This window comes from Klebsiella sp. 2019SCSN059, from assembly GCF_021739525.1.
GTDB lineage: Bacteria > Pseudomonadota > Gammaproteobacteria > Enterobacterales > Enterobacteriaceae > Klebsiella > Klebsiella quasipneumoniae.
In genome coordinates this window covers 183,677-208,913 of record NZ_JAKKOM010000003.1, presented here as the reverse complement: position 1 = coordinate 208,913, position 25,237 = coordinate 183,677, and the positions used below count along the sequence as shown (strand labels likewise).

The window sequence follows — 25,237 nt, the reverse complement described above, 5'->3', positions numbered from 1 at the left end:
ACACCCTCCAGGGTGTTTTTTTGTTTCTGCGCTCCGCGAATCTGCTACAGAATTCCGGGAACGGCGCAGCGCCGCTCCCCCACCTTCTCAGCCCTTCGGCAACACAATATTGCTCGCCGCCAGCATCCCCATTTCGTGATACATCGCGCAGGCCGCTTCCACGATCGGCATCGCCAGCGCCGCGCCGCTGCCTTCGCCCAGGCGCATCCCCATGTTGAGATACGGCTCCAGCTCCAGGTGCGCCAGCGCGATACGCGCCCCCTTCTCCGCCGAATAGTGCGACGGGATAAGATAGGGTTTCACCTGCGGCGCCATTCGGCACGCCGCCAGCGCCGCGGCGTAGGAGAGGAAGCCATCGAGCACCACCGGCAGACCGCAGGAGGCCGCGCCCAGCATTACCCCCGTCATCCCCAATAAATCAAAACCGCCCACTTTCGCCAGCACGTCCAGACCATCATGCGGATCGGGGCGGTTAACGGCGATGGCTCGTCGTACCACCTCAACTTTATTGCCGATCTTCGCCAACGGCAGATTAGCGCCAATGCCTACCACCTCCTGGGCATCGCTGCCGGTCAGGACGCTGACGATTGCCGCCGCCGGGGTGGTATTGGCCATTCCGAGCTCCCCGACGCCAAACAGCGTGACGCCATCCTCCGCCAGCCCCTGGGTATAGCGCATCACCTCCAGCAGCAGCTCTTCCGCCTGGCTGCGGCGCATTGCCGGACCAACGGCGATATTGCCGCAGCCGCGCGCCACGCGCATGTTGATGACGCCCGGTATCAGCTCGGCATCGATTCCAACATCAATCACGTGCATCTTCGCGCCCGCCTGCGCCGCCAGTACGCAAACGCCGGTTTTGCCCAGCGTCATATTCGCCGCCTGAATTGCGGTCACCGCTTTTGGCGAAATAGCGACCCCTTCGTCCCACACGCCGTGGTCGGCGCACATCACCAGCAGCGCCTTTTTTTTCACCTGCGGCACGCCGTCAAGACCGGGCATGCCCGCCAGCTGCACGGCAAGATCTTCAAGGCGTCCAAGGCTTCCGGGCGGTTTCAGCAGACCATCAATATGAAGCCGGGCGCGCGCCATCGCGCTTTCATCAGGCGCCGGGATCGCGCCCAGTAGAGAGGTTAAGCTTTGCATAGAGGTTCTCGTCTTGTTGGCTGACTCATCGCAGAGCCAGCAGGAAGAATAACGCCCGGTACGGCGCGCCTGGCCTATTTGATTTTTACGCCAATGCCCGACACCACCAGCCACACCTCGTCTGCCGCCGCCGCAAGGCGCTGGTTGACGCGTCCGGCGATATCGCGGAAATGGCGGGCAAGACGGTTTTCCGGCACAATCCCCATCCCTACCTCGTTGGTCACCAGCACCACGCGGGCCGGGCAGCGCTGGCAGGCGGCAATCAGTACCGCGATTTCGGCGTCGATCGCCCGCTCCATCGCCGCATAATCCCAGCCGTCCGGCGCGCTGTCGCCCCCCAGCGCAAACAGCAGGTTGGTCACCAGGGTGGTGATGCATTCCAGCAAAATCGCCTCTTCCGGAGCGATATCCGGGGTGATCAGCTCATCAAGCTGCTGCCAGCGCTCGGCGGTGCGCCAGTGCGCGGGCCTGCCGTCGCGGTGGTGCTGGATCCTCGCCGCCATCTCGTCATCAAAGACCTGCGAGGTGGCGATATACAGTACCTGCGGCGCATGGGCGATCAGCGCTTCGGCATGGCGGCTTTTACCGCTGCGCGCCCCGCCGGTGACTAAAGTCAGCATACGGGCTCCTGATGTTGGCGCATGATGGTGTAGATTTTTTCGATATCAATATGCTGACGCATCGCGTCCGCCAGCAGATCGAACTGGCGCGATTTATACTGCGCATACTCGAAATCGCTATCCAGCGCCGCCAGCCCTTTACGCTGGCGCAGGCCGTTAACCAGCGCGCGGGTAAAGGCATCGCTATCGAACAGGCCGTGCAGATAGGTGCCAAACGCCAGGCCGTCATCGCTGACCGCGCCTTCCGCCACGCTCAGGCCGCCTTTATGTAATTGCATCAGCGAACGACAGCCGTCGCGCAGCTCGGTTTCGCCCATATGAATTTCGTAGCCGCTTACCGCCAGCCCCGCCGTTGCCGCCAGCCACGCCGGCAGCGCCGGAGCCAGAGTCGCCGTGACCTGGGTCGTCGTCTTGCTCTGCGCAAAGTGGGTAACGGTATTGAGCAACCCCAGCCCCGGCTGGGTGCCAAGCCCCGACTCCACCTCATCGATAATGGTTTCGCCGAGCATCTGATAGCCGCCGCAGATCCCCAGCACCGGTACGCCCTGACGCCGGGCCTGCAGTACCGCATGCGCCATGCCGCTCTCGCGCAGCCAGCCCAGGTCGCCGAGCGTATTTTTACTGCCCGGCAGGATAATCGTATCCACGCCCGCCAGCTCCTGCGGCTGGCGAACATAGCGGACGCGGACGTCCGGCTGCGCCGCCAGCGCGTTGAAATCGGTAAAATTAGAGATGTGCGGCACCTGAATCACGGCAATCTCAATATCGCGCCTGTCGGTGCGCAGATATTTCCCTTTTTGCAGCGCGACGCCGTCCTCATCTTCAAGATCGACGTCCAGCCACGGCATGACGCCGAGCACCGGGACGCCGGTGAGCGCTTCTATCTGCTCGATCCCGGAATACAGCAGCGCCACGTCGCCGCGAAATTTATTGATAATCACGCCCTTTACCCGCGCGCGCTCGCGATCGTGCAGCAGCGCGAGCGTGCCGTAGATAGAGGCGAAGACGCCGCCGCGATCGATATCCGCCACGAGGATCACCGGGCACTGGGCCATCTCGGCCATGCCCATATTGACGATATCGCGATCGCGCAGATTGATCTCCGCCGGACTGCCCGCCCCTTCCAGCACCAGCACATCATGTTCGGCGGCCAGGCTGTTATAAACCGCGAGGATCTGTTCGCGCAGGCGCGGTTTATATTCGTGATAGCTCACCGCGTCCATATCGGTCGCCACCTTGCCCATCAGCACCACCTGCGCTTTGCGGTCGCTGGTCGGCTTAAGCAGCACCGGGTTCATGCGCACGTCCGGCGCGATCCCCGCCGCTTCGGCCTGGAAAATCTGCGCGCGGCCCATCTCTTTGCCATCCGGCGTGATACCGGAATTAAGCGCCATATTCTGCGATTTAAACGGCGCGGTGCGCTGCCCGTCCTGATAAAAGATGCGGCACAGCCCCGCGACCAGCACGCTTTTGCCGACGTCGGAAGCGGTGCCCTGTAACATAATTGCCAGCGTCATGACGCCTCCTTCATCGCGTTGCTTCGCATCCGCGTAAAAAATTCTTCTTCAGTTTTACACAACGGCAGCCCGAGCTGCGCGTGCAGTTTCACCAGCCACGGCTGGGTGAGCCCGGCCTGGGCCATCAGTTCGCTGCGGGCAAACACCGCCCCGGGTTCGCCGTGCGCCAGCACTTCGCCGCGGCGTAACACGTAAACCGCATCGCTGATTTCATAGATCAGATCGATATCGTGGCTGGAGATCGCCACGTGGTTGCCCCGATCGGCAATACGCTTAATGATGTCGATCATCTGCGCGCGTCCCGAAGGATCGAGACCCGCCGTCGGCTCGTCGAGCAGTAAATAGCGCGCCTGCAGCACCAGCGCGCCGGCTATCGCCACGCGCTTTTTCTGCCCGTGGCTCAGGCACTGAATCGGCTGGTGACGAAACCCCTGGGCATCGACGAGAGTCAGGGCATCGTCCACCCGGCGGGCAATTTCCTCTTCCGCAACCCCCAGGTTACGCAGGCTAAAGGCGATATCGCTGTCGATATCGGTATAGAAAATCTGCTGGTCCGGGTCCTGGAAAACGGTCGCCACCTGCTGACGCAGCGCCAGCAGGCCGCGTTTGCTGTAGTCCAGCGGTTTTCCCTGCCATAGCACCGCCCCGCTCTGCGGGCGCAGCAGACCGCTCAGGTTCATAAACAGCGTGGATTTTCCGCAGCCATTCGCCCCTACCAGTCCGGTCACGGCGTGATGGGAAAAATCCAGCGTTAGCCCCTTCAGCACCGGCTCGTCCTGATAGCGAAACCAGAGATCGGTCGTGGCAAGCATACTTATCCTTAAAGGTGAAAATCACCCTGATACAGTTTGATATCCAGCGTGGTGCTCATCTGCTGGTAGCGGATCATCACCCGGGTAAACAGCAGTCCTACCAGCATCGCCAGCGAACGATAGCCCTTCGGCACGCTACGGTAGCCAAAACGTAATGTTTGCGCACGGTGAATCGCCAGCGCTTCGTCTAACAGAATAAAAATAAAGCGCCAGGTCAGCAGAATTTGCTCGGTCAGCAGGCGCGGCACCCGCCCGCGCTTGAGCAGCACAATAAGCTGCGGGAACGGCAGATTCAGCACCAGCCAGAAGGTGGACGCCAGCGCCGCCAGGCTGCGCCAGAAGGTCTGATTGGCGGTCGTCAACCCCTCCGACGTGATGCCCAGCCAGACGCTGCCCAGCGGCAGGCTCACCAGCAGATCCTGCGGATTGCGGCTAACGCTGAACAGAATGGTCAGCACACCGATCAGCAGGAAGCCAAACGGCAGCGCCATCCAACGGCACCAGCGCCACGGCGAGACCCGCAGCAGCCAGCAGGTTAAGGCGGCAATCAGCGCCATTTCGATACCCTGCCCCAGCGGAGGCAGGGTAAAAGCCAGCACCATCAGCAGCAGCCAGAACAGGAACTTGCGCTCCGGCGCGACGTGAAACCAGCGGCTCTGATAGCTGAGTCGGTCAAACCCGGTCATCACGGCGCTGTCTGCCTTTGCTGTAGCCCAGAATATAGAAAATGACCGCCGCGCCGAGGGAGCCCTGAAGCGTAAACAGCAGGCTCTCAATTTCTCCGCTCGCCGGTTCATACAGCGGCTGGAACCACGGCTCATAATGCGGCGCGACCACCTGAATCTGGCTCTCCGCCTCGCCGTCCGAACCGCCGAATTCGCCGCCGTGATCGACAAAGAACGGCAGGATCACCAGCGCCACCACCATGGCGAACAATATCAGCGTCTTTTTCATGTTAATGCCCCTGTGCGGTAATCAGCTGACGTTTGGTCAACTGGTCGTAGATCATGACGGTTAACAGCCCTTCAGCAATGGCGATCGGGATCTGCGTCAGGCAGAAGATCCCCATAAACTTGACGATCGATCCGCTCGCGCCGGCGGCGGGATCCGGGAAGGCCACGCCGAGCTGTACGGAGGTGACAAAGTAGGTCACCAGATCCGCCAGCATCGCGCAGAGAAACACCCCGACGTCGCGGCGAATGCCCGCGCGGCAGGCCATTTTCCACACCATATAGCCGACCACCGGCCCGATGACCGCCATCGACATGCCGTTCGCGCCGAGCGTCGTCAGCCCGCCGTGCGCCAGCAGCAGCGCCTGGAACAGCAGCACGATGGCGCCAAGGATCGCCACCACGCCAGGCCCGAAGAGAATCACCGCCAGGCCGACGCCGGTCGGGTGGGAACAGCTGCCGGTTACGGAAGGAATTTTCAGCGCCGAGAGGACAAAAATAAACGCCCCGCACAGCGCCAGCAGCACCTTCTGATTGTTATCTTCCTGCACAATGCGGCGCAGGCGCACCAGCCCGTACCACAGGCAGGGTAAAAACAGCAGCCACCATGCCAGGGCCCACATCGGCGGTAAAAACCCCTCCATGATGTGCATCGCGAAAGCCTTTTCGGGAACCACTATCAGCAATAGCGCCGCAGCTAACCCGCTGAAAGACAGCTGTTTTAGCTGTTGTTCACGTTTCATTCTGCATACTCCCACTGTTTATTGACCAGAATGGTCGAGAAATAGGGCAGCGGCTGGTCGTCGCTGACGTCACGGAGATGGCGCCAGCACTGCTCGCCCGGCAGCGTGGCTTCGGACATCATCAGCGCGGCATCCAGCAGACCGTTTTTCGCCAGCAGCGCTTTGATGCGGGGAAATCGCCCGTACACTTTCATCAGCACCAGGCTTTCATGCTGGCGCAGCGCCTGCTCGATTTCCGTTTCCGGCGCGGTGCAGGAGATCACCGCCAGCGATTGCTGCTCCATGGCCAGCGGCGTTTTTGAACGCGCGGCAATGGCGGCAAAAGAGGTGACGCCGGGAACAATCTCCAGCCACTCCGGGCAGCCGATACGCAGGAGTAAGAACACCCAGGTACTGAACAGCATGGCGTCGCCGAGGGTAATAAAGCCGACCTGCTTGCCCGCTTCCACTTCCTGAACCAGCGCCGCGGCAACCTCATCCCACACCGCCTCTTTTTCCGCGCTGTCGGCGCTCATCGGGAAATGGCAGCAGCGTACTTCGGTCCGTTCGCCGATATACTCGCGCACGATGGAGAGCGCGAGGCTGTCGCCGCCTTTACGTCCGGCGGGCGCGTAGAGAATGTCCAGCGTGCCCAGCACCCGCGCCGCGCGCACGGTGATCAGGTCGGCGGCGCCAGGACCGGTACTTAAGGCATACAGTTTGCCGCTCATGCCGCCTCCTCCATCGCCAGGCTCAGCGCCTGCTGCAGGTGAGCGACGAACATTGCGCGCACCGCCGGATTCTCTCCCAGCCCGTTCAGCCAGGGCGTCGCCGTGATACCGGCGGCGTTGAACAGCGTTTTCCAGGAGTCCTCTTCGTCCGAGGCCATATCGTTAATGGCGTGATCGCCGGCCACCAGCATCAGCGGCATCAGGTGCACGCCCTTCACCCCCTGCCGACGCAGGCTGTCGATAAGAATATCGACTTCCGGATAGCTCTCGACCGCGCCGACCCGCGCCGGAAACCCCTTCGCCGTCATCATATGATCCAGACAGGCGTAGGCGGCGAAAGCGTGATGGCTGGCGCCGTGGCCCATAAAGACCACCGTTTCATCGGCGGCAAGCGGCGGCATCTGCTGGCGCAGCGCCTGCATCAGCTGGACGTAATCATTATGGCTGCTCAGCAGCGGCGCCCCCAGCGTCAGGCGGAGGAACAGCGGGCTCAGGCTTTGCACTTCGCGGACGATCTTTTCATACTCATCGCCGTTGATAATGTGCAGCGACTGAATCGCCACATCCAGGTAGCCTTGCTCGGCCAGCTTCTGCAACGCCTGCAGCGGCGTATCAATCTCGATACCGTCGCGCTGCTTGAGCTTGCGGATAATCATCCCGGAGGTGAAGGCGCGAAAGGTGTCGCGGTCCGGGCAGCTGGCCGCCAGCTCGCGCTCGCAGGCGACGATATTCTTTTCACAGGTGTCGTGATAGCTGGTGCCAAAACTGACCACCAGAAGCGCTTTTTTCATTTCGGACTCCTTAAGCAGCGGCCAGCCAGCGCGCTAAGCGCCGGGCAAAGGCAGCCTGACTTTCCAGTAATTCTTCACCCGTCACCAGCGGTGCCGGGCGCGTAATCACGATGCAGGGGATACCGGCATCCAGACAGGGTTGTACTTTTTCCTGATAGCCGCCTTCGGCGCCGGAGGCCTTGGTGATCACCACATCGGCCCGGCACTGGCGGTAGAAAGCGGCGTTGAATTCGGCGCTGAACGGCCCGCACAGGGCAAAGATCTCGCCAACGCCGAACCCCAGCCCGGCGCACTGGGCGATGACATCGGCGACCGGCAACACCCGGGCCAGCAGCGTTTTTTCGCCTAATCCCGCCCGCCAGCGCGCCAGATCTTTGCTGCCCGTGGTGAGCAGCACGCGCTGGCCGAAGCGCCGCGCCACCTCGCAGGCTTGTTCAATGCTCTCCACGGTATAGAGCAGCGGATGCGTCAGGCCGCTCAGCTGCTCAGGGCGCTGATAGCGGCTCAGCAGCACGCCGGCGGTTTCACAGGCCCGGACGATATTGCGGCTTACCGCTTCGGCGTAGGGGTGCGAAGCATCGATCACCCAGCGGGTCCGGTTAGTCTTCAGCCAGGCGATCATCTCCTCCAGCTCGAGGCGCCCGCAGCGCACCTGGCCGCGAATGTCTCCCGCCAGCTGCTGGCCGGTGGGCGTCGCCACCGATAGGGTGTAGGGGACCTGCGCCGCATCAAGCTGCTGGCACAGCGCCCGCGCGTCGCTGGTTCCGCCCATCACCAGCACCTCGCCGTGACTCACAGCACGTAGCCTCGCGGGGTGATCATCAGGCCATCCTGGATATATGTCGCTTTGTTGCCGACGATCACCAGGCTGGTCATATCGACCGGTGCAAAATCCATCTCCCCCAGGGTGGTCAGCCATTTCTCCTGTTTTTTACGTCCGGCGGATTTCACGACCCCCACCGGGGTCTGCGCGCTTTTGCTGGCCGACAGCAGCTCAAAGGCGCGCGCCAGATGGCCCTCGCGGCCGCGGCTGCGCGGGTTGTAAAAACAGATCACGAAGTCGGCTTCCCCGGCGGCGACAATGCGCTTTTCAATCACCGGCCACGGGGTCAGCAGGTCGCTGAGGCTGATATGGCAGAAGTCGTGCATTAGCGGCGCGCCCAGCAGCGAGGCGGCGGCAATGCTGGCGGTCATCCCCGGGATCAGGCGGACTTCCACATCCAGCTTCTGCTTGCTGACCAGTTCAAGCACCAGTCCGGCCATGCCGTAAATACCGGCATCGCCGCTGCTGATCAGCGCCACGTTATGCCCGGCCTGCGCCAGCTCAATCGCCGCCTGGCAGCGCTCAATCTCTTTGCACATTCCGGTTTTGATCACCTGCTTATCGCCGGTAAAGGCTTTCACCAGGTGCGTGTAGGTCTTATAGCCAACGACGATTTCCGCCGCCTGCAGCGCTTCAATGGCCTCCATGGTCATCATGGACTGCGAGCCAGGGCCGATTCCGATTACGCTTAACATCAGTGTGAAACTCCCAAAGTAATAGTGACGCCCTGTTCGCGCAGGGTTTCGCCTAACAGTTGCCCATGGCTCAGCAGCCAGGCCGCCGGACCGGATACGCTCCCCACGCCGACGGTTTTTCTGACGAACGATGAAGCGGGAAAATGGTGCTCATGCTCGCGCAGGGCATCAGCGGGAAAGGTTTCGAACGGTACGCGACAGCAGGAAGCCAGCTGAATCAGCCCCTGCTCGTGCTTCTTCAACGTGACGCTGCCGATAGCTTTCAGCGCCAGCGGATCCAGGCGCTGCGCCTCAAGCTGGCGCGCCAGCAGCGCCGCTAACAGCGGGAATGGCGTATCGCGGCGGCAGCCAATTCCGGCGACCACCCGCTGCGGCACCAGTTTCCAGTGCGGCACGGCGATCGGCGGCAGTTCGTTGCGCAGCGTAACGCAGACCAGCGCATCCAGCTCGGGAAGCTGGTGCAGATCGGCCACGGTGATAAACCCCCGCCGGTCGCAGTGGCGGACGTCTTCATCCAGCTCGTCGTCCCACCACAGACCGACGCGCTGATGGCTGACCAGCATCTGGTTGACGGTTTTCACCGCCGCGCGGAAGTCGCTCATCCGGGCATTAAGCTGGAATGCCAGCGTATCCAGAGCCGCCAACTCGTTGACGTCGGTGGCGGTGGTGATCACCGGGTCGGCGCCGAGCATCCCGGCCAGATAGCGGCTCAGGGCATTCGCGCCCCCCGCATGGCCGGAAAGCAGGCTAATGACGTGCTGGCCGCGTTCGTCGATCACCACCACCGCCGGATCGCTGAACTTATCATTGACCAGCGGGGCCAGCACGCGTACAGCGATCCCGGTGGCGCCGATGAAAATCAGCGCCGAATAACTGCTGAAGGCCTCGCGCGCGGCGCTGGCAAAACCGTTTTCAAAGGGAAGAAAACCCTCTTCCAGCAGCTTCTCGCTGGTAAAGCAGGTTAACGGCAGCATCGCCGCCAGCCGTTTCGCCAGCCAAACGCCCCCTGGCGTCAGGCAGAAAAGCGCGATTGATTCAGGCTTTACGGTATTCATGGCTAAAGTCCGCCGCGTAGAGTTTTGAGTAGTGATACTCAGCGCCCAGGAAATTCCCGACCAGAATGAGCGCCGTTTTACGGATCCCCGCCTCGCGTACCTTGTCGCCGATATCCGCCAGCGTACCGCGTACGGTCTGGCTTTCCGGCCAGGTCGCTTTATAGATCACCGCCACCGGCGTGGTTGCCGGATAGCCGCCTTCCATCAGGCGCTCCGCTACCCGGTGAATGCGCTGCACGGAAAGGTAAATCGCCATTGAAGTCTGGTGGCTGGCAAATGATTCAAGCTGCTCGCGCGCCGGCACCGGCGTGCGCCCTTCAAGGCGGGTGATGATCAGGCTCTGGGAGACTTCCGGCACGGTGTACTCGACGCCCAGCTCCGCCGCCGCGCCCAGAAACGCGCTGACGCCCGGCACCACCTGCCAGTCGATACCGCGTTTGGTCAGCTCTTCGCCCTGCTCGCGGACCGAGCCGTACAGCGACACGTCCCCGGTCTGTAAACGCACCACCGTTTTCCCGGCTTTAACGCCGGCTTCCATCAGGTCGAGAATTTGCTCCAGATGCAGTTCGGCGCTGTCGTGACACTCGGCGCCGGGCGGACAATACTCCAGCAGCTCGGTGTTTATCAGCGACCCGGCGTAGATCACCACCTGGGCCTGCTGCAGCAAGCGGTAGCCCTTGAGGGTAATCAGCTCACGGTCGCCCGGCCCTGCGCCAACGAACCACACACTACGGGGGTCAAATGTCTCAGCCATGGTTTTCTTCCTTCTGACAGGCGATAACAAAAACGGGATTATTCGGTTTGAAATAGTGGCCGCTGCCCAGCGCGGTCAGCGATGAGACGTTCAGCTGCAGGCAATCAATCTGTGTAATCCCCCGCTGCTGCAGATAGTCGAGAGCCGCGTTCAGGTTCTCCTGCAGGATAAAGGTCATCACCAGGCGACCGCCGGGGTAGAGCTGCTGCCACGACCAGTCAATCAGTTCGTCGAGGCGGCCGCCGCTGCCGCCCATAAAAATGGCGTCGGCGCGTTCGGTCATCACCATCGGCGCTTCGCCGGGCAGGATCTCAATGTTGCCGCAGGTGAAATGCTGGCGATTGTCGTCCAGCAGCCGGAGAGCCGCGGGGTTGCGTTCGATGGCGGTTACCTGCAAAGAGGGATACTGCAGCGCCGCCTCAATCGACACGCTGCCGGTACCGGCGCCGATATCAATCAGGTGGCTTGCCCGGTGCAGTTCAAGTTTGGCCAGCGCCAGCGCGCGAACCGCTTCTTTGGTCATCGGCACCTTCTCGCCGCGCAGAAAAAGCTCATCTTTCATCGAGGATCACCACCGCGTTCATCTCATATTCGGCATCGACCTCACTGACCGGTAGCCAGTGGATCCGCTCGTTATCCATCGCCAGATTTTCGCCAATCACCATCCAGCGATACCCTTTACCCCGCGCCGCCAGCTGGGCGGCGATTTCCCGCGGCCCGCAGCGCCCGTCGGTCACCATCGCCACCTTGCGCTGGCGCGCCAGCTCATCAAAACAGACGTCCCGCCCGTGGCTGCTGGTCAGCCAGATATCGTTCATATCGATACCGGCCTTCGCGCAGAGATACTGCACCGCGCTGATGCCGGGGATAATGCGCACGCGCTCGATGCCAAAGTGGGCTATCAGCCGCGTGCCGATCCCGTAAAAGAGCGGGTCGCCTGAGGCCAGCACCACCACCTTCTGCGCTGCGCGTTCGCCGAGCCAGACCAGCAGTTCGGCAATATTGGCGCCCAGCGCAAACCGTTCGCCGCGAAATCCGGGGAACTGCTGCAAATGCCGCTTACCGCCTACCAGCGCATCCGCACTGGCGACCGCATCTTGCGCCGCCGGCGTCATCAAATGCAGGCCTGACGGCCCCATGCCGACCACCGTTAACATGACATCTCCCGCGCAATCTCGGCCACCGGGCGATTGCTGCCGAGGACCTTGTTATCAAAGGAGAACATGATGGCGTCGCAGACGGGCGGCGTTTTGGTAAAGCGCAGCATCTGCATCACCCGCAGGCAGATGCGTTCAGCAAGATGGTGATAGATATGCTGAAAACCGTACGCGTCGATGTGCTCCATCGCCGCTTCGGTGGTATCGCATTCGCTCACCAGCTGCAGCAGCGCCAGCGGCGCCCCCAGCAGGGCCAGATGCGCGACCAGCGTTTCCATCCGCGCATCGGCGATATGGCTGTGGGTGTGGAAGATCCCGGCGGCGACTTTAATCAGCTTGCCGGGATGGCCAATCAGCACGATCTGGCGGAACCCGAGGCGGACGGCCTCTTCAATCATGTAGCCGACGAAGTTGCTCATGGTGACCACCACCTGCGAGTCGATGCCCATCTGCTCGCGTACGAAGCGCTCGCCGTGGTTACCCGGCACCAGCACCACCCGCTCCAGCCCCGCCGCGCGCTTAATTTCCAGCTCCAGCGACAGCGAACGCTTCCAGCTCTCTTCCGACATCGGCGTCACGATACCGGTGGTGCCGATAATCGAGATGCCGCCCAGGATCCCGAGCCGCGAGTTATAGGTTTTCTGCGCCCGCGCCTCGCCTTCCGGGGCGAAAATATCTACCGTCGCCCCGCGCGACGGGCCTATCGCTTCGCGCACCGCCGACTCAATGGTGTGGCGCGGGGTGCGGTTAATCGCCGGGCTGCCGATGGGCAGGCCGATCCCTTTGCGGGTGACCGTGCCGACGCCTTCGCCGCCGCGCAGGGTAATCTCGCCGGAATCATCGAGCGTCACGCGGGCGAAAATCAGCATCCCGTGGGTGGCGTCAACGTCATCGCCGCCGTCTTTACGAATTGCGGCGATCGCCTGCTGCCCTTCGACGTGCGGTGATTCGACGTTAAGACACAGGGTGACGCCGGAAGGAGTCACGATGGAGACCTGATGAATGAGGTGCTGGCGCATCACCATCAGCGCCGCGACCTTTGCCGCCGCCGTCGCGCAGGATCCGGTGGTATAGCCTTTGCGCAGCGCCTTGCCGTTGTGCCACACCGGGGCGTCAAAGGATTGCTCGCTCATCGCGCCCCCTGTAAGTGGTACAAAATGGCGTTGACGATGGCGGCGGCGACGTTGCTGCCGCCTTTACGACCCAGCGCGGCAATGCCCGGCAGGCCGCTCTGCGTCAGGGCCTCTTTCGACTCCGCCGCGCCGACGAAGCCGACCGGCACGCCAATCACGCCGTTGACCGCGACATCATGCTCCAGCAGACGAAACAGCGCGGTGGGCGCATTGCCGAAAACAAACACCTTCTCGCCCTCTTCGGCGACCGCAATATCGACCGCCGCCATCGAGCGGGTCATCCCCTGCGCTTTGGCCTCCGCCACCACCCGCGGATCGCTGATATAGCAGCGGCACTCGCCGCCGAATTTCGCCAGCAGGGTTTTATTGATCCCGGACAGAGCCATGGTGGTATCGGTATAAAGCGTGCAGGGCTGGCTCAGGGCGGCGCTTAAGCGAGGAAGCACGTCGGGCGAAAACCACAGAATATCCAGCCAGTCAAAATCAGCGGTGGTGTGGATCACCCGCTTGATAATGGCTTCGTGCAGCGGGCTGGCAAAGCGGTAGTCCGGGCGGGTCTGCGCAATAATGTCGCCAATAATGTCGAAGCTTTTCGCCTCAATCGCCTGCGGTTGCTGGATATAGTGCATTCATTTGTCCTCAGGCTGCGCCGACCAGCCAGAACCGGATCGCCATAAACAGCGCCAGCGCCAGGGTCGAAGACACCCACATCAGTCGAATCGTTCGGGAAATATCGTCTACGGAAACGTCGCGCGTCGCCTCGCCAATCCACGGCTTCTCCACGCGCTGACCAAAGTAATCGTTAGGGCCGCCAAGCCGGATGCCGAGCGCCCCGGCGACGGTGGCCTCCGACCATCCGCAGTTCGGGCTGCTGTGGTTGTAGCGGTCGCGCCAGCCGATGCGCAGCGCGCGGCCGCCCGCTTCACCGCAGAGGAAAGCGGCGAGGCTGATAAGCAGCCAGCTCAGGCGAGCGGGGATAAAGTTGGCGACATCATCGAGGCGGGCGCTGACCATGCCGATGGCGCGGTATTTTTCGTGCTTATAGCCGACCATCGAATCCAGGGTGTTGACCGCTTTATAGGCCATCGCCAGCGGCGCGCCGCCGAGCAGCAGGAAGAAGAGCGGCGCGATAATCCCGTCAACGGTGTTTTCCGCGACGGTTTCCACCACCGCGCGATTAATCTGCTGCGGCGCAAGCTGCGTCGTGTCGCGCCCGACAATCCATGAGAGTTTGACGCGGCTTTCCGCCAGATCCCCCGCGCGCAGCGGGCGCTCGACGTCCCGCGCCGACTGCGCCAGGCAGCGTCCGGCCAGCACGGTGAAAATCATCCAGACCTCAACCAGCCAGCCAAGCCACGGATGAATCCTCTGCGCCAGCGTCAGCACGCCCCAGCAGATGCTCCACGTTAGCCCGACCACCACCAGCCACATCACCCCGCCGCCGACGCGCAGGGCGACATCGCTGCGGCAATAGCGGCGCACACCGCGCTGAACGGCGGCGATCAGGCTGCCAATCCAGCGCACCGGATGCGGCCAGCTCTGCGGATCGCCGATGATAAAATCGAGGAGCCAGGCAACGCCCCATGCCAGCAGCGTCATAGCGCGCTCCTTGCCGCAGCCAGCCAGTGGTTAAGCATGGTGGGGCGCTGCGCAAAGTGCAGGTGCAGATAGCTGGCGAACGTGTTGCCCACCTGCCAGCCGCCGGACCACTGCTGAAGGGTCATACCGTCGCGGACCTTGCGGCAGGCCAGAACCGCCGGGGACTCGGGAGTAAAATCCGAGTAGTGAAATTCATGTCCGCGCAGGGTTTCGCCGGGCGCCGCCAGCAGCGTTTGCCGCATCGCCCGCGCCTCGCAGTAGCCAAAGCGGGTAAGCCGTTTACCCATCTTGCTGTGGCCGGGGATCAGGTTGGCCATCGGGTAGATGTCGCCGCTGGCGTCTTCCAGGGAGCTGCCCAGATACATCAGACCGCCGCACTCGGCGTAAATCGCCACCCCGCGCCGGTGCGCCTCCCGCAGCTGCGCCAGCATCGGCGTATTGGCCGCCAGCGCGGCAGCATGAATTTCCGGATAGCCGCCGCCGAGCCAAATCATCTGGCACGGTGGCAGCTCGCTATCGCGCAGCGGGCTGAAGCGCACGATATTCACTCCGCAGCGTTCAAGCAGCGAGAGGTTATCCGGGTAGTAAAAGTTGAAGGCCTCGTCGTCGGCCAGCGCCAGCGTCAGGCCCGCGCCAGCATCAGGGGACGGCAGCGCCGGCCACTCCCCGGTGGGCAGAATGGAGAGCTGGCTGAGGGTAAGAAGCCGTTCAATATCCAGGGTTCGCGCCAGCGTGTGGGCAAAATCGCGCCACGGCTGCTGGTTAACCAGCGACTCGCGAGCGGTAACCAGCCCCAGATGGCGTTCGGGTAACGCCACCCCTTCCATTCGCGGTACGTAGCCGAGCACCGGCAGCCCGCAATAGCGTTCAATGGCGCCTTTGAGAAGCTGATAATGGGATTCGCTGTTGACGCGGTTGACGATAACGCCGGCAATGTTGAGGCTGGGGTCGAAGTGTTGAAATCCCATCACCGTGGCGGCGATGGAGGTGGAAACCGCTTTGCCATCTACCAGCAAAATGACCGGACAGCCGAGCTGTTTAGCCATCGCGGCGGTGCTGCAGTAGCCAGGGTCGGTACCGAAGCCATCATACAGCCCCATCACGCCCTCAATGACCGCGATATCCGCCCGCTGCATCTGTTCGCAAAATAGCGCGTTAAGCACCGGCTCCGGGAGCATAAAGCTGTCGAGGTTGCGGGAAGCGACGCCGCTGACGGCGGTGTGCCAGCCGGTGTCGAGGTAGTCCGGGCCGACTTTGCAGGGCTGAACCCGCATGCCGCGCTGCTTCAACAGGCTGAGCAGGCCAAGCGTGACCGTAGTTTTACCACAACCGCTGCCGGTTCCTGCGAGAATAAATGCGTGCTGCCTGGCTGCCATACCCCGATCCTGTGCCGGGTGGTAGGGCTGCGTGCATTCCCAGTCTTTCGACTGTACGCATCTGAGCAACCCACTTCCCACCGAAGTTGTTGATTATTACCGACAGGCAGGTCTTCTGGCTTAGCGTCGTCCTCCCCCATCCTTCCCAATCCGCTAAGCAGATCAGTGGTCATACCCGTCATACTTCACGTTGTATGTGCGTTGGCTTTACTTGTTCACCCCAGTCACTTACCTGTGTAAGCTCCTGGGGATTATGAGGGACATCCCTGTCCCTCCCTAAAGCCAGCCTATGGCTGTTCAAATTCGTTCCAGACGAATTTGTCACTCTCTTTCAGCCTTCCTACAACGCGAATTATTTAGCGTATATATGGGTTCGTCAGCATCACAGCAGCGGGGGCTGCGGGGGATTCACACCCCCTTCCCTGGCGCCTGTCGGTTTAGTCCGTCATGATTCGAGCGGGATGAAACCCACTCGAATGATTCCCGGAACATCTTACGGAAGCAGGATGGCTTCCGTCGTGTTTAATTTTTAAATACCAAAGCTATTTCATTACGCCGATAGCGCGCTGAAAGCCATTTCGGATATCACTCTATCTCATCAAATAAATAAAAACTGGTGCAGTTTATCGTTCTCTCATTATTATTTTGTTGCGCTATGACAATTTATTGCTGTGAATGAGATATTTTCATTTTAGAATGAGCAGGATACGCGGGTATAACAAAAACTGGCGATAACAAATTATTGTCATTTAAACTGACTCAGTTTGTGATCTGGCGTTAATTTGCTGGCGATAGGCCTGCGGAGTCACCTGATAGGCCTGGCGAAAAACTTTGCAAAAATAGCTGGTTTGCGAAAATCCTAAATTCCGCGCAATGCTGGCGATGCTCCAGTCGCTGTGGCATAGCAGCTCTTTGGCGCTCACCATCCGCTGATGGTTCACCCAGGCATTAAAGCCGATACCCTGATATTTTTTGAACAGCTTACTGAAGTAATAGGGGCTGAGATAAACGTGAGCGGCGACGTCTTCCAGGCGAAGCTCGTCGGATAAATGGGCGTCAATGTAGCGCAGCGCCTTCTTCATTTTGCTGTCATGAGGGCTGGCGACCCGGCTGGCGCGAGCAGGTTCCGGCTGCTGGGGATTATCTTTAATCACCACAAAGTTGAGCTGTTTTTTCAGGCAGTTTTCGACGATAAGCTTCAGTAAATCAGCAGAAGCAATCACTCTGGCGTAGTCCATTTCCGGCACGTCGCGAAACGCTTTAAGCAGCTCAGGGTCGGCCTGCCAGCGGTCATCCACGTTGAGGATATCGACCAGTTCAACATCGTTGCTTAAGCGCACCTGGCCGCAAAGCACAAAGCCCACAAGGTGCCCGGCGATAACCAGAGGAATGGAAAAATCGGTTAACCCGGCGTGGCAGCGGTAGATACAGAGCTGATCGGTTTTAGACGCCTCAAGCCCGCCGCAGCGGTCGCTCATTCGACAGCGGGTGCTGTGCTGGGGATGCTGGCGCATCAGCTGGCAAAAAGGGGTGAAGTTAAACAGTTCAGATATTTCATCACCATGAATATTGACGACCACCACCGCCAGACTGGTGGCCTGCGCAAAATCCTGTGCGATTTTATTAATGAGTTCTGAGTTCAGTGTGCTCGCAGAAATCATGATAAAACCTCTCAGTTAATTTTTTGTTATAAATAAAACATTTCTTTAATATTTACTTCCTTTCATCATCCATTGCCGCCAACGATAAAAGAATAATACGATAGCAAAAGTCTCCCATCCGTGGGAGACGTTTTTGGTGAGTTCGTGATACCGGTTCATGAAAATTTTTGGCTATTTCAGCCGTGACCTTAATCCTCTAATTTACAGGAATTACACGGTAGATTATTACCAATCAGATAACGATAGATGGCCGCGCCGAGACAGGCGCCGATCAGTGGCGCAATAATCGGCACAATAAAGTACGGAATATCCCTTCCGCCGGTCATCGCGATATCGCCCCAACCCGCCATCCACGTAAACAGCTTCGGCCCAAAATCACGCGCCGGATTCATCGCAAAGCCGGTCAGCGGCCCGGTTGAAGCGCCAATGACCGCCACCAGCAGGCCGATCAGCAGCGGGGCCAGCGGCCCTTTCGGTACGCCGTTGCCGTCGTCGGTCAGCGCCATAATCATCCCCATCAGCATGGAGGTGATCACCACTTCAACCAGCGCCGCATGCCAGATGCTCAGCGATGCCGCCGGGTAGGTGCTGAAAATACTCGCCAGCTGCAGGCTCTCTACGCTGCCGCGCGCGATATGGTGGGCGGATTCAAACTCGGTAAACATCGTGCTGTACAGCACATAGGCCAGCACCGCGCCGCCAAAGGCGCCGGCAACCTGTGAAACGATATAGGGGAAAACTTTTCGTCCGGGAAAGCAGGCAAACAGCCATAACGCGACGGTCACCGCCGGGTTGAGATGCCCGCCGGATATTCCCGACGTCAGATAGACGGCAAGCGAGATCCCCAGACCCCAGATAATGCATATCTCCCACAGTCCGAGGCTGGCGCCCGCCACCTTTAACGCGCTCAGGCAGCCGATGCCGAAAAACAAAAACAGCCCGGTGCCCAGAAACTCGGCGGTACATTGCGCTTTTAACGAATCATTCATGGTGACACCTTCTTAGCAGAGTTCGTGTCCTGACCAGCCAACATCCTGCTGGCAGTAGAGTACAACGCGCACCACTATATGAACTCCCGTCCGCAAATTGTTGGCAACCTGCTGACGGCAGCCTCCGGAAAATTCGGGTATCAATAACAAATTATTGTCATTAAATAACGCAGAATGGCATTGCTCACGCGCGGCTTTCGCCATTATGCCAACGCCATGGCATGCAAAAATATTGCTAAAACCAGCTCATCGTTTTCCAACAAACATCACAAATCAGTTTCTCGCGCATAGCAGATAAAATTAAAATCGTCATGAACAAATTTGTAAATATGGAATATACAAAACAAGATAATCACATCAGCGAAAATAAAAACAACAAATAATATCAAACATTTAAATAAATAAACGACAATTTTATCTTATCCAAAACCCACTATTTTTTCACCATCACATTGAAGTCAGCCATTCTTTTTCCTCGCATCTTCTTATAGTCCCCACTATCGGAACACTCCATGCGAGGTCTTTATGCAACAAGAAGCACTAGGAATGGTAGAAACCAAAGGCTTAACCGCAGCCATAGAGGCCGCTGATGCAATGGTTAAGTCAGCCAATGTGATGTTAGTGGGCTATGAAAAGATTGGCTCCGGGCTGGTAACCGTCATCGTGCGCGGCGATGTTGGCGCGGTAAAAGCGGCCACCGATGCGGGCGCCGCCGCCGCACGTAACGTGGGTGAAGTGAAAGCCGTACACGTCATCCCACGCCCTCACACCGATGTAGAAAAAATCTTACCGAAGGGAATTAGCCAATGAGCAGCAATGAGCTGGTTGAACAGATCATGGCTCAGGTGATTGCCCGCGTGGCAACGCCGGAACAGCAGGCCATCCCTACTGAAAACCATCCAATACGAGAGACGGCTATGGCAGAAAAAAGCTGCAGTTTAACGGAATTTGTCGGGACCGCTATTGGCGACACCCTGGGTCTGGTTATCGCCAACGTCGATACCGCCCTGCTGGACGCGATGAAGCTTGAAAAGCGCTATCGCTCCATCGGCATTCTCGGCGCCCGCACCGGCGCAGGCCCGCACATTATGGCGGCGGACGAAGCGGTGAAAGCCACCAACACCGAAGTGGTCAGCATTGAGCTGCCGCGCGATACCAAAGGCGGTGCAGGCCACGGTTCGCTGATTATTTTAGGCGGCAACGACGTTTCCGACGTTAAGCGCGGGATTGAAGTGGCGCTGAAAGAGCTCGACCGCACCTTCGGCGATGTTTACGGCAATGAAGCCGGACATATCGAGCTGCAGTACACCGCCCGCGCCAGCTACGCCCTGGAAAAAGCCTTCGGCGCGCCGATTGGCCGCGCCTGCGGCATTATCGTCGGCGCACCGGCCTCCGTTGGCGTGCTGATGGCCGATACCGCCCTGAAGTCAGCCAACGTGGAAGTCGTGGCGTATAGCTCTCCGGCGCACGGCACCAGCTTCAGTAACGAAGCCATCCTGGTGATTTCCGGCGACTCCGGCGCGGTCCGCCAGGCAGTCACCTCCGCGCGCGAAATCGGTAAAACCGTCCTTGCGACCCTCGGTTCTGAACCGAAAAACGATCGCCCGTCCTACATCTGATACCCACGAGGCTGATTCATGAGATCGAAAAGATTTGAAGCACTGGCGAAACGCCCTGTGAATCAGGACGGCTTCGTTAAGGAGTGGATCGAAGAAGGCTTTATCGCGATGGAAAGCCCGAACGATCCGAAACCGTCGATAAAAATCGTTAACGGCGCGGTGACCGAGCTGGACGGGAAACCGGTGAGCGATTTTGACCTGATCGACCACTTTATCGCCCGCTACGGTATCAACCTGAATCGCGCCGAAGAAGTGATGGCGATGGATTCGGTTAAGCTGGCCAACATGCTGTGCGATCCGAACGTTAAACGCAGCGAAATCGTCCCGCTGACCACCGCGATGACGCCGGCAAAAATTGTCGAAGTGGTTTCGCATATGAACGTCGTTGAGATGATGATGGCGATGCAGAAAATGCGCGCCCGCCGCACCCCATCCCAGCAGGCGCACGTCACCAACGTCAAAGATAACCCGGTACAGATTGCCGCCGACGCTGCCGAAGGCGCATGGCGCGGATTTGACGAACAGGAAACCACCGTTGCGGTAGCGCGCTACGCGCCGTTCAACGCCATCGCGCTGCTGGTCGGCTCGCAGGTAGGCCGTCCGGGCGTACTGACTCAGTGCTCGCTGGAAGAAGCCACCGAGCTGAAGCTCGGCATGCTGGGCCACACCTGCTACGCCGAAACCATCTCCGTCTACGGTACCGAACCGGTCTTTACCGACGGCGACGACACGCCGTGGTCGAAGGGTTTCTTAGCCTCCTCCTACGCCTCTCGCGGTCTGAAAATGCGCTTCACCTCCGGCTCCGGCTCCGAAGTGCAGATGGGCTACGCCGAAGGCAAATCCATGCTTTACCTGGAAGCGCGCTGCATCTACATCACCAAAGCCGCGGGCGTACAGGGGCTGCAAAACGGTTCCGTTAGCTGCATCGGCGTGCCGTCTGCGGTGCCTTCCGGCATTCGCGCGGTGCTGGCGGAAAACCTGATCTGTTCGTCGCTGGATCTGGAGTGCGCCTCCAGTAACGACCAGACCTTCACCCACTCCGATATGCGTCGTACCGCGCGCCTGCTGATGCAGTTTCTGCCGGGGACCGACTTTATCTCTTCCGGTTATTCCGCGGTGCCGAACTACGACAACATGTTCGCCGGTTCCAACGAAGATGCCGAAGACTTTGACGACTACAACGTCATCCAGCGCGACCTGAAGGTGGACGGCGGTCTGCGTCCGGTTCGCGAAGAAGATGTTATTGCCATCCGTAATAAGGCTGCCCGCGCGCTGCAGGCCGTTTTTGCCGGAATGGGGCTGCCGCCGATTACCGATGAAGAAGTTGAAGCCGCGACCTACGCCCACGGTTCGAAAGATATGCCGGAGCGCAACATCGTCGAAGACATCAAGTTCGCCCAGGAAATCATCAATAAAAACCGCAACGGCCTGGAAGTAGTGAAAGCGCTGGCGCAGGGCGGGTTCACCGACGTGGCCCAGGACATGCTCAACATCCAGAAAGCCAAGCTGACCGGAGACTATCTGCATACCTCCGCAATTATCGTCGGCGATGGGCAGGTGCTGTCCGCCGTCAACGATGTTAACGACTATGCCGGTCCGGCAACGGGCTATCGCCTGCAGGGCGAACGCTGGGAAGAGATTAAAAACATCCCTGGCGCTCTTGATCCCAACGAGATTGATTAAGGGGTGAGAAATGGAAATTAATGAAAAATTGCTGCGCCAGATAATTGAAGACGTGCTCAGCGAGATGAAGGGCAGCGATAAACCCGTCTCGTTTACTGCGCCAGCGTCCTCTGCGGCGCCCCAGGCCACGCCCCCCGCCGGCGACGGCTTCCTGACGGAAGTGGGCGAAGCGCGTCAGGGTACCCAGCAGGACGAAGTGATTATCGCCGTCGGCCCGGCTTTCGGCCTGGCGCAGACCGTCAATATCGTCGGCATACCGCATAAGAGCATTTTGCGCGAAGTCATTGCCGGTATTGAAGAAGAAGGCATTAAGGCGCGCGTGATTCGCTGCTTTAAATCCTCCGACGTGGCCTTCGTCGCCGTTGAAGGCAATCGCCTGAGCGGCTCCGGCATCTCTATCGGCATCCAGTCAAAAGGCACCACGGTGATTCACCAGCAGGGGCTGCCGCCGCTCTCTAACCTGGAGCTGTTCCCCCAGGCGCCGCTGCTGACCCTGGAAACCTATCGCCAGATTGGTAAAAACGCCGCCCGCTATGCGAAACGCGAATCGCCGCAGCCGGTCCCGACGCTGAACGACCAGATGGCGCGGCCAAAATACCAGGCGAAATCGGCCATTTTGCACATTAAAGAGACCAAGTACGTGGTGACGGGCAAAAACCCGCAGGAACTGCGCGTGGCGCTTTGATAAAGGATAACTCCATGAATACCGACGCAATTGAATCGATGGTGCGCGACGTATTAAGCCGCATGAACAGCCTGCAGGGCGAGGCGCCGACGGCGGCTCCGGCGGCAGTCGGCGCGTCCCGTAGCGCAAAGGTCAGCGACTACCCGCTGGCGAACAAACACCCGGAATGGGTGAAAACCGCCACCAATAAAACGCTGGACGACTTTACGCTGGAAAACGTGCTGAGCAACAAAGTTACCGCCCAGGATATGCGTATTACCCCGGAAACGCTGCGCTTACAGGCTTCTATCGCCAGGGACGCGGGCCGCGACCGGCTGGCGATGAACTTCGAACGCGCCGCCGAGCTGACCGCGGTACCGGACGATCGCATTCTTGAAATCTACAACGCCCTCCGCCCCTATCGCTCGACGAAAGAGGAGCTGCTGGCGATCGCCGACGATCTCGAAAGCCGCTATCAGGCGAAGATTTGCGCCGCTTTCGTTCGCGAAGCGGCCACGCTGTACGTCGAGCGTAAAAAACTCAAAGGCGACGATTAAGGATTTCGTATGCGATATATAGCTGGCATTGATATCGGCAACTCATCGACGGAAGTCGCCCTGGCGACTCTGAATGAGGCTGGCACGCTGACAATCACCCACAGCGCGCTGGCGGAAACTACCGGGATTAAAGGCACGTTGCGTAACGTGTTCGGCATTCAGGAGGCGCTCGCCCTCGTCGCAAAGCGCGCGGGGATCAATGTCAGCGATATCTCGCTCATCCGCATTAACGAAGCCACGCCGGTGATTGGCGATGTGGCGATGGAAACCATTACCGAGACCATCATCACCGAATCAACCATGATCGGCCATAACCCGAAAACGCCCGGCGGCGCGGGGCTTGGCGTGGGCATCACCATTACGCCGCAGGAGCTGTTAACCCGCCCGGCGGACGCGCCCTATATCCTGGTGGTGTCGTCGGCGTTCGATTTTGCCGATATCGCCAGCGTGATTAACGCTTCCCTGCGCGCCGGGTATCAGATTACCGGCGTCATTTTGCAACGTGACGATGGCGTGCTGGTCAGCAACCGGCTGGAAAAACCGCTGCCGATTGTTGACGAAGTGCTGTACATCGACCGCATTCCGCTGGGAATGCTGGCGGCAATTGAGGTCGCCGTCCCGGGGAAGGTCATCGAAACGCTCTCTAACCCCTACGGCATCGCCACCGTATTCCACCTCAACGCCGAGGAGACGAAAAACATCGTCCCGATGGCTCGCGCGCTGATTGGCAACCGTTCCGCCGTGGTGGTCAAAACGCCATCCGGTGACGTCAAAGCGCGCGCGATACCCGCCGGTAACCTTGAGCTGCTGGCCCAGGGCCGGAGCGTACGCGTAGACGTTGCCGCTGGCGCCGAAGCCATCATGAAAGCGGTCGACGGCTGCGGCAAGCTCGATAACGTCACCGGCGAGTCGGGGACCAATATCGGCGGCATGCTGGAACACGTGCGCCAGACCATGGCCGAGCTGACCAACAAGCCCAGCAGCGAAATATTCATTCAGGACCTGCTGGCCGTCGATACCTCGGTGCCGGTGAGCGTCACCGGCGGTCTTGCCGGGGAGTTCTCGCTGGAGCAGGCCGTGGGCATCGCCTCAATGGTGAAATCGGATCGTTTGCAGATGGCGATGATTGCCCGCGAAATCGAGCAGAAGCTCAATATCGACGTGCAGATCGGCGGCGCCGAGGCCGAAGCCGCCATTCTGGGCGCGCTGACCACGCCGGGCACCACCCGACCGCTGGCGATCCTCGACCTCGGCGCGGGCTCCACCGATGCCTCCATCATCAACCCCAAAGGCGAAATCATCGCCACTCACCTCGCCGGAGCTGGCGATATGGTGACGATGATTATTGCCCGCGAGCTGGGACTGGAAGACCGCTATCTGGCGGAAGAGATCAAGAAGTACCCGCTGGCCAAGGTGGAAAGTCTGTTCCATTTACGCCACGAGGACGGCAGCGTGCAGTTCTTCTCCACGCCGCTGCCGCCCGCCGTATTCGCCCGCGTCTGCGTGGTGAAAGCGGACGAACTGGTGCCGCTACCCGGCGATTTAGCGCTGGAAAAAGTGCGCGCCATTCGCCGCAGCGCCAAAGAGCGGGTCTTTGTCACCAACGCCCTGCGCGCACTGCGTCAGGTCAGCCCCACCGGCAATATTCGCGATATTCCGTTCGTGGTGCTGGTCGGCGGTTCGTCGCTGGATTTCGAAGTCCCGCAGCTGGTCACCGATGCGCTGGCGCACTACCGCCTGGTTGCCGGGCGGGGAAATATTCGCGGCAGCGAGGGCCCCAGAAACGCGGTGGCCACCGGCCTGATTCTCTCCTGGCATAAGGAGTTCGCGCATGGACAGTAATCACAGCGCCCCGGCTATTGTGATCGCCGCCATCGACGGCTGCGACGTCCTGTGGCGCGACGTGCTGCTGGGTATCGAAGAGGAAGGCATTCCTTTCCTGCTCCAGCATCACCCGGCCGGGGATGTCGTGGACAGCGCCTGGCAGGCGGCGCGCAGCTCGCCGCTGCTGGTGGGCATCGCCTGCGACCGCCATACGCTGGTCGTGCACTACAAGAATTTACCCGCATCGGCGCCGCTTTTTACGCTGATGCATCATCAGGACAGTCAGGCCCAACGTAACACCGGTAATAACGCGGCACGGCTGGTCAAAGGGATCCCTTTCCGGGATCTGAATAGCTAAGCAA

28 protein-coding genes are annotated in these 25,237 nt (G+C 60.1%); 7 read left to right on the top strand and 21 right to left on the bottom strand.

Going from position 1 to position 25,237, the window contains the following annotated elements; translation table 11 throughout:
* Window positions 1-87: 87 nt before the first annotated feature.
* The 21 genes from cobT to pduF form a co-directional block, all read right to left on the bottom strand.
* Complete coding sequence (gene cobT / locus L2I46_RS05590; RefSeq protein WP_236947608.1) at window positions 88-1,143, bottom strand: nicotinate-nucleotide--dimethylbenzimidazole phosphoribosyltransferase; 1,056 nt, start codon at window positions 1,141-1,143, stop codon at window positions 88-90.
* Between the two features lie 74 nt (window positions 1,144-1,217).
* On the bottom strand, window positions 1,218-1,763 hold the full coding sequence (cobU, locus tag L2I46_RS05585; protein WP_236947607.1) for a bifunctional adenosylcobinamide kinase/adenosylcobinamide-phosphate guanylyltransferase: 546 nt from the start codon (window positions 1,761-1,763) through the stop codon (window positions 1,218-1,220).
* A complete protein-coding gene (locus tag L2I46_RS05580) occupies window positions 1,757-3,280 on the bottom strand; it encodes a cobyric acid synthase (RefSeq protein ID WP_236947606.1) in 1,524 nt (507 codons plus the stop codon). Before L2I46_RS05580 ends, cobU begins: the two co-directional genes overlap by 7 nt.
* The gene (locus L2I46_RS05575) at window positions 3,277-4,092 is read right to left on the bottom strand and encodes an energy-coupling factor ABC transporter ATP-binding protein (protein ID WP_004114986.1); all 816 of its coding nucleotides are present in this window, start codon (window positions 4,090-4,092) and stop codon (window positions 3,277-3,279) included. Before L2I46_RS05575 ends, L2I46_RS05580 begins: the two co-directional genes overlap by 4 nt.
* Before the next feature lie 8 nt (window positions 4,093-4,100).
* A complete protein-coding gene (locus tag L2I46_RS05570) occupies window positions 4,101-4,778 on the bottom strand; it encodes an energy-coupling factor ABC transporter transmembrane protein (protein ID WP_014839396.1) in 678 nt (225 codons plus the stop codon).
* Window positions 4,765-5,046 (bottom strand): energy-coupling factor ABC transporter substrate-binding protein, encoded by a 282-nt coding sequence (locus L2I46_RS05565; protein WP_004105092.1) that lies wholly within the window; start codon window positions 5,044-5,046, stop codon window positions 4,765-4,767. The genes L2I46_RS05570 and L2I46_RS05565 overlap by 14 nt, the downstream gene beginning before the upstream one ends.
* Before the next feature lies 1 nt (window position 5,047).
* The gene (cbiM, locus tag L2I46_RS05560) at window positions 5,048-5,785 is read right to left on the bottom strand and encodes a cobalt ECF transporter S component CbiM (RefSeq protein WP_048335175.1); all 738 of its coding nucleotides are present in this window, start codon (window positions 5,783-5,785) and stop codon (window positions 5,048-5,050) included.
* Window positions 5,782-6,495 carry a cobalt-factor II C(20)-methyltransferase gene (locus L2I46_RS05555; protein ID WP_236947605.1) on the bottom strand — a complete coding sequence of 238 codons (714 nt, stop codon included), beginning with the start codon at window positions 6,493-6,495 and terminating at the stop codon, window positions 5,782-5,784. The genes cbiM and L2I46_RS05555 overlap by 4 nt, the downstream gene beginning before the upstream one ends.
* Window positions 6,492-7,286, bottom strand: coding sequence for a sirohydrochlorin cobaltochelatase (cbiK, locus tag L2I46_RS05550; protein ID WP_236947604.1), 795 nt, complete (start codon window positions 7,284-7,286; stop codon window positions 6,492-6,494). The genes L2I46_RS05555 and cbiK overlap by 4 nt, the downstream gene beginning before the upstream one ends.
* Window positions 7,287-7,296: 10 nt before the next feature.
* Complete coding sequence (locus L2I46_RS05545; protein WP_236947603.1) at window positions 7,297-8,082, bottom strand: cobalt-precorrin-6A reductase; 786 nt, start codon at window positions 8,080-8,082, stop codon at window positions 7,297-7,299.
* A complete protein-coding gene (locus L2I46_RS05540) occupies window positions 8,079-8,804 on the bottom strand; it encodes a precorrin-3B C(17)-methyltransferase (RefSeq protein WP_004105101.1) in 726 nt (241 codons plus the stop codon). The genes L2I46_RS05545 and L2I46_RS05540 overlap by 4 nt, the downstream gene beginning before the upstream one ends.
* Window positions 8,804-9,859: a cobalt-precorrin 5A hydrolase gene (gene cbiG, locus L2I46_RS05535; RefSeq protein WP_236947602.1), complete on the bottom strand. Its 1,056-nt coding sequence runs from the start codon at window positions 9,857-9,859 to the stop codon at window positions 8,804-8,806. Before cbiG ends, L2I46_RS05540 begins: the two co-directional genes overlap by 1 nt.
* Entirely contained in the window at window positions 9,840-10,613 is a 774-nt protein-coding gene (locus L2I46_RS05530; protein ID WP_050533546.1) for a cobalt-precorrin-4 methyltransferase, read from the bottom strand. Before L2I46_RS05530 ends, cbiG begins: the two co-directional genes overlap by 20 nt.
* Window positions 10,606-11,175 carry a decarboxylating cobalt-precorrin-6B (C(15))-methyltransferase gene (locus L2I46_RS05525; protein WP_105490996.1) on the bottom strand — a complete coding sequence of 190 codons (570 nt, stop codon included), beginning with the start codon at window positions 11,173-11,175 and terminating at the stop codon, window positions 10,606-10,608. The genes L2I46_RS05530 and L2I46_RS05525 overlap by 8 nt, the downstream gene beginning before the upstream one ends.
* Entirely contained in the window at window positions 11,165-11,770 is a 606-nt protein-coding gene (locus tag L2I46_RS05520; RefSeq protein ID WP_060591999.1) for a cobalt-precorrin-7 (C(5))-methyltransferase, read from the bottom strand. Before L2I46_RS05520 ends, L2I46_RS05525 begins: the two co-directional genes overlap by 11 nt.
* Window positions 11,764-12,903: a cobalt-precorrin-5B (C(1))-methyltransferase CbiD gene (gene cbiD / locus L2I46_RS05515; RefSeq protein WP_236947601.1), complete on the bottom strand. Its 1,140-nt coding sequence runs from the start codon at window positions 12,901-12,903 to the stop codon at window positions 11,764-11,766. Before cbiD ends, L2I46_RS05520 begins: the two co-directional genes overlap by 7 nt.
* A complete protein-coding gene (locus L2I46_RS05510; RefSeq protein ID WP_004133657.1) occupies window positions 12,900-13,532 on the bottom strand; it encodes a cobalt-precorrin-8 methylmutase in 633 nt (210 codons plus the stop codon). Before L2I46_RS05510 ends, cbiD begins: the two co-directional genes overlap by 4 nt.
* A gap of 10 nt (window positions 13,533-13,542) precedes the next feature.
* Window positions 13,543-14,502 carry an adenosylcobinamide-phosphate synthase CbiB gene (gene cbiB, locus L2I46_RS05505; RefSeq protein ID WP_085551549.1) on the bottom strand — a complete coding sequence of 320 codons (960 nt, stop codon included), beginning with the start codon at window positions 14,500-14,502 and terminating at the stop codon, window positions 13,543-13,545.
* Window positions 14,499-15,878: a cobyrinate a,c-diamide synthase gene (locus tag L2I46_RS05500; protein ID WP_085551548.1), complete on the bottom strand. Its 1,380-nt coding sequence runs from the start codon at window positions 15,876-15,878 to the stop codon at window positions 14,499-14,501. The genes cbiB and L2I46_RS05500 overlap by 4 nt, the downstream gene beginning before the upstream one ends.
* Before the next feature lie 749 nt (window positions 15,879-16,627).
* Window positions 16,628-17,539, bottom strand: coding sequence for a transcriptional regulator PocR (gene pocR, locus L2I46_RS05495; RefSeq protein ID WP_023290877.1), 912 nt, complete (start codon window positions 17,537-17,539; stop codon window positions 16,628-16,630).
* Window positions 17,540-17,727: 188 nt separating this feature from the next.
* Window positions 17,728-18,528: a propanediol diffusion facilitator PduF gene (gene pduF, locus L2I46_RS05490; RefSeq protein ID WP_236947600.1), complete on the bottom strand. Its 801-nt coding sequence runs from the start codon at window positions 18,526-18,528 to the stop codon at window positions 17,728-17,730.
* Between the two features lie 525 nt (window positions 18,529-19,053).
* Here pduF and pduA point away from each other — a divergent pair.
* The 7 genes from pduA to pduH are packed head-to-tail and all read left to right on the top strand — an operon-like array spanning window position 19,054 to window position 25,233.
* On the top strand, window positions 19,054-19,338 hold the full coding sequence (gene pduA / locus L2I46_RS05485) for a propanediol utilization microcompartment protein PduA (RefSeq protein ID WP_001183618.1): 285 nt from the start codon (window positions 19,054-19,056) through the stop codon (window positions 19,336-19,338).
* Window positions 19,335-20,147 (top strand): propanediol utilization microcompartment protein PduB, encoded by an 813-nt coding sequence (gene pduB, locus L2I46_RS05480; protein WP_004105122.1) that lies wholly within the window; start codon window positions 19,335-19,337, stop codon window positions 20,145-20,147. The genes pduA and pduB overlap by 4 nt, the downstream gene beginning before the upstream one ends.
* Window positions 20,148-20,165: 18 nt before the next feature.
* Window positions 20,166-21,830: a propanediol dehydratase large subunit PduC gene (pduC, locus tag L2I46_RS05475; RefSeq protein ID WP_004105132.1), complete on the top strand. Its 1,665-nt coding sequence runs from the start codon at window positions 20,166-20,168 to the stop codon at window positions 21,828-21,830.
* A 10-nt stretch (window positions 21,831-21,840) separates the two neighbouring features.
* Window positions 21,841-22,515, top strand: coding sequence for a propanediol dehydratase medium subunit PduD (pduD, locus tag L2I46_RS05470; protein ID WP_048335194.1), 675 nt, complete (start codon window positions 21,841-21,843; stop codon window positions 22,513-22,515).
* A 14-nt stretch (window positions 22,516-22,529) separates the two neighbouring features.
* The gene (gene pduE, locus L2I46_RS05465; protein WP_085551547.1) at window positions 22,530-23,051 is read left to right on the top strand and encodes a propanediol dehydratase small subunit PduE; all 522 of its coding nucleotides are present in this window, start codon (window positions 22,530-22,532) and stop codon (window positions 23,049-23,051) included.
* 9 nt (window positions 23,052-23,060) lie between these two features.
* Window positions 23,061-24,893 (top strand): propanediol dehydratase reactivase alpha subunit PduG, encoded by a 1,833-nt coding sequence (pduG, locus tag L2I46_RS05460; protein ID WP_236947599.1) that lies wholly within the window; start codon window positions 23,061-23,063, stop codon window positions 24,891-24,893.
* Window positions 24,883-25,233, top strand: coding sequence for a glycerol dehydratase reactivase beta/small subunit family protein (gene pduH / locus L2I46_RS05455; protein ID WP_236947598.1), 351 nt, complete (start codon window positions 24,883-24,885; stop codon window positions 25,231-25,233). The genes pduG and pduH overlap by 11 nt, the downstream gene beginning before the upstream one ends.
* Window positions 25,234-25,237: the final 4 nt, after the last annotated feature.

Excerpts from the sequence above, each read along its gene's own strand:
- cobT (WP_236947608.1), bottom strand. The coding sequence starts at position 1,143 with ATGCAAAGCTTAACCTCTCTACTGGGCGCGATCCCGGCGCCTGATGAA.
- cobU (WP_236947607.1), bottom strand. The coding sequence starts at position 1,763 with ATGCTGACTTTAGTCACCGGCGGGGCGCGCAGCGGTAAAAGCCGCCAT.
- L2I46_RS05580 (WP_236947606.1), bottom strand. The coding sequence starts at position 3,280 with ATGACGCTGGCAATTATGTTACAGGGCACCGCTTCCGACGTCGGCAAA.
- L2I46_RS05575 (WP_004114986.1), bottom strand. The coding sequence starts at position 4,092 with ATGCTTGCCACGACCGATCTCTGGTTTCGCTATCAGGACGAGCCGGTG.
- L2I46_RS05570 (WP_014839396.1), bottom strand. The coding sequence starts at position 4,778 with ATGACCGGGTTTGACCGACTCAGCTATCAGAGCCGCTGGTTTCACGTC.
- L2I46_RS05565 (WP_004105092.1), bottom strand. The coding sequence starts at position 5,046 with ATGAAAAAGACGCTGATATTGTTCGCCATGGTGGTGGCGCTGGTGATC.
- cbiM (WP_048335175.1), bottom strand. The coding sequence starts at position 5,785 with ATGAAACGTGAACAACAGCTAAAACAGCTGTCTTTCAGCGGGTTAGCT.
- L2I46_RS05555 (WP_236947605.1), bottom strand. The coding sequence starts at position 6,495 with ATGAGCGGCAAACTGTATGCCTTAAGTACCGGTCCTGGCGCCGCCGAC.
- cbiK (WP_236947604.1), bottom strand. The coding sequence starts at position 7,286 with ATGAAAAAAGCGCTTCTGGTGGTCAGTTTTGGCACCAGCTATCACGAC.
- L2I46_RS05540 (WP_004105101.1), bottom strand. The coding sequence starts at position 8,804 with ATGTTAAGCGTAATCGGAATCGGCCCTGGCTCGCAGTCCATGATGACC.
- cbiG (WP_236947602.1), bottom strand. The coding sequence starts at position 9,859 with ATGAATACCGTAAAGCCTGAATCAATCGCGCTTTTCTGCCTGACGCCA.
- L2I46_RS05530 (WP_050533546.1), bottom strand. The coding sequence starts at position 10,613 with ATGGCTGAGACATTTGACCCCCGTAGTGTGTGGTTCGTTGGCGCAGGG.
- L2I46_RS05525 (WP_105490996.1), bottom strand. The coding sequence starts at position 11,175 with ATGAAAGATGAGCTTTTTCTGCGCGGCGAGAAGGTGCCGATGACCAAA.
- L2I46_RS05520 (WP_060591999.1), bottom strand. The coding sequence starts at position 11,770 with ATGTTAACGGTGGTCGGCATGGGGCCGTCAGGCCTGCATTTGATGACG.
- cbiD (WP_236947601.1), bottom strand. The coding sequence starts at position 12,903 with ATGAGCGAGCAATCCTTTGACGCCCCGGTGTGGCACAACGGCAAGGCG.
- L2I46_RS05510 (WP_004133657.1), bottom strand. The coding sequence starts at position 13,532 with ATGCACTATATCCAGCAACCGCAGGCGATTGAGGCGAAAAGCTTCGAC.
- cbiB (WP_085551549.1), bottom strand. The coding sequence starts at position 14,502 with ATGACGCTGCTGGCATGGGGCGTTGCCTGGCTCCTCGATTTTATCATC.
- L2I46_RS05500 (WP_085551548.1), bottom strand. The coding sequence starts at position 15,878 with ATGGCAGCCAGGCAGCACGCATTTATTCTCGCAGGAACCGGCAGCGGT.
- pocR (WP_023290877.1), bottom strand. The coding sequence starts at position 17,539 with ATGATTTCTGCGAGCACACTGAACTCAGAACTCATTAATAAAATCGCA.
- pduF (WP_236947600.1), bottom strand. The coding sequence starts at position 18,528 with ATGAATGATTCGTTAAAAGCGCAATGTACCGCCGAGTTTCTGGGCACC.
- pduA (WP_001183618.1), top strand. The coding sequence starts at position 19,054 with ATGCAACAAGAAGCACTAGGAATGGTAGAAACCAAAGGCTTAACCGCA.
- pduB (WP_004105122.1), top strand. The coding sequence starts at position 19,335 with ATGAGCAGCAATGAGCTGGTTGAACAGATCATGGCTCAGGTGATTGCC.
- pduC (WP_004105132.1), top strand. The coding sequence starts at position 20,166 with ATGAGATCGAAAAGATTTGAAGCACTGGCGAAACGCCCTGTGAATCAG.
- pduD (WP_048335194.1), top strand. The coding sequence starts at position 21,841 with ATGGAAATTAATGAAAAATTGCTGCGCCAGATAATTGAAGACGTGCTC.
- pduE (WP_085551547.1), top strand. The coding sequence starts at position 22,530 with ATGAATACCGACGCAATTGAATCGATGGTGCGCGACGTATTAAGCCGC.
- pduG (WP_236947599.1), top strand. The coding sequence starts at position 23,061 with ATGCGATATATAGCTGGCATTGATATCGGCAACTCATCGACGGAAGTC.
- pduH (WP_236947598.1), top strand. The coding sequence starts at position 24,883 with ATGGACAGTAATCACAGCGCCCCGGCTATTGTGATCGCCGCCATCGAC.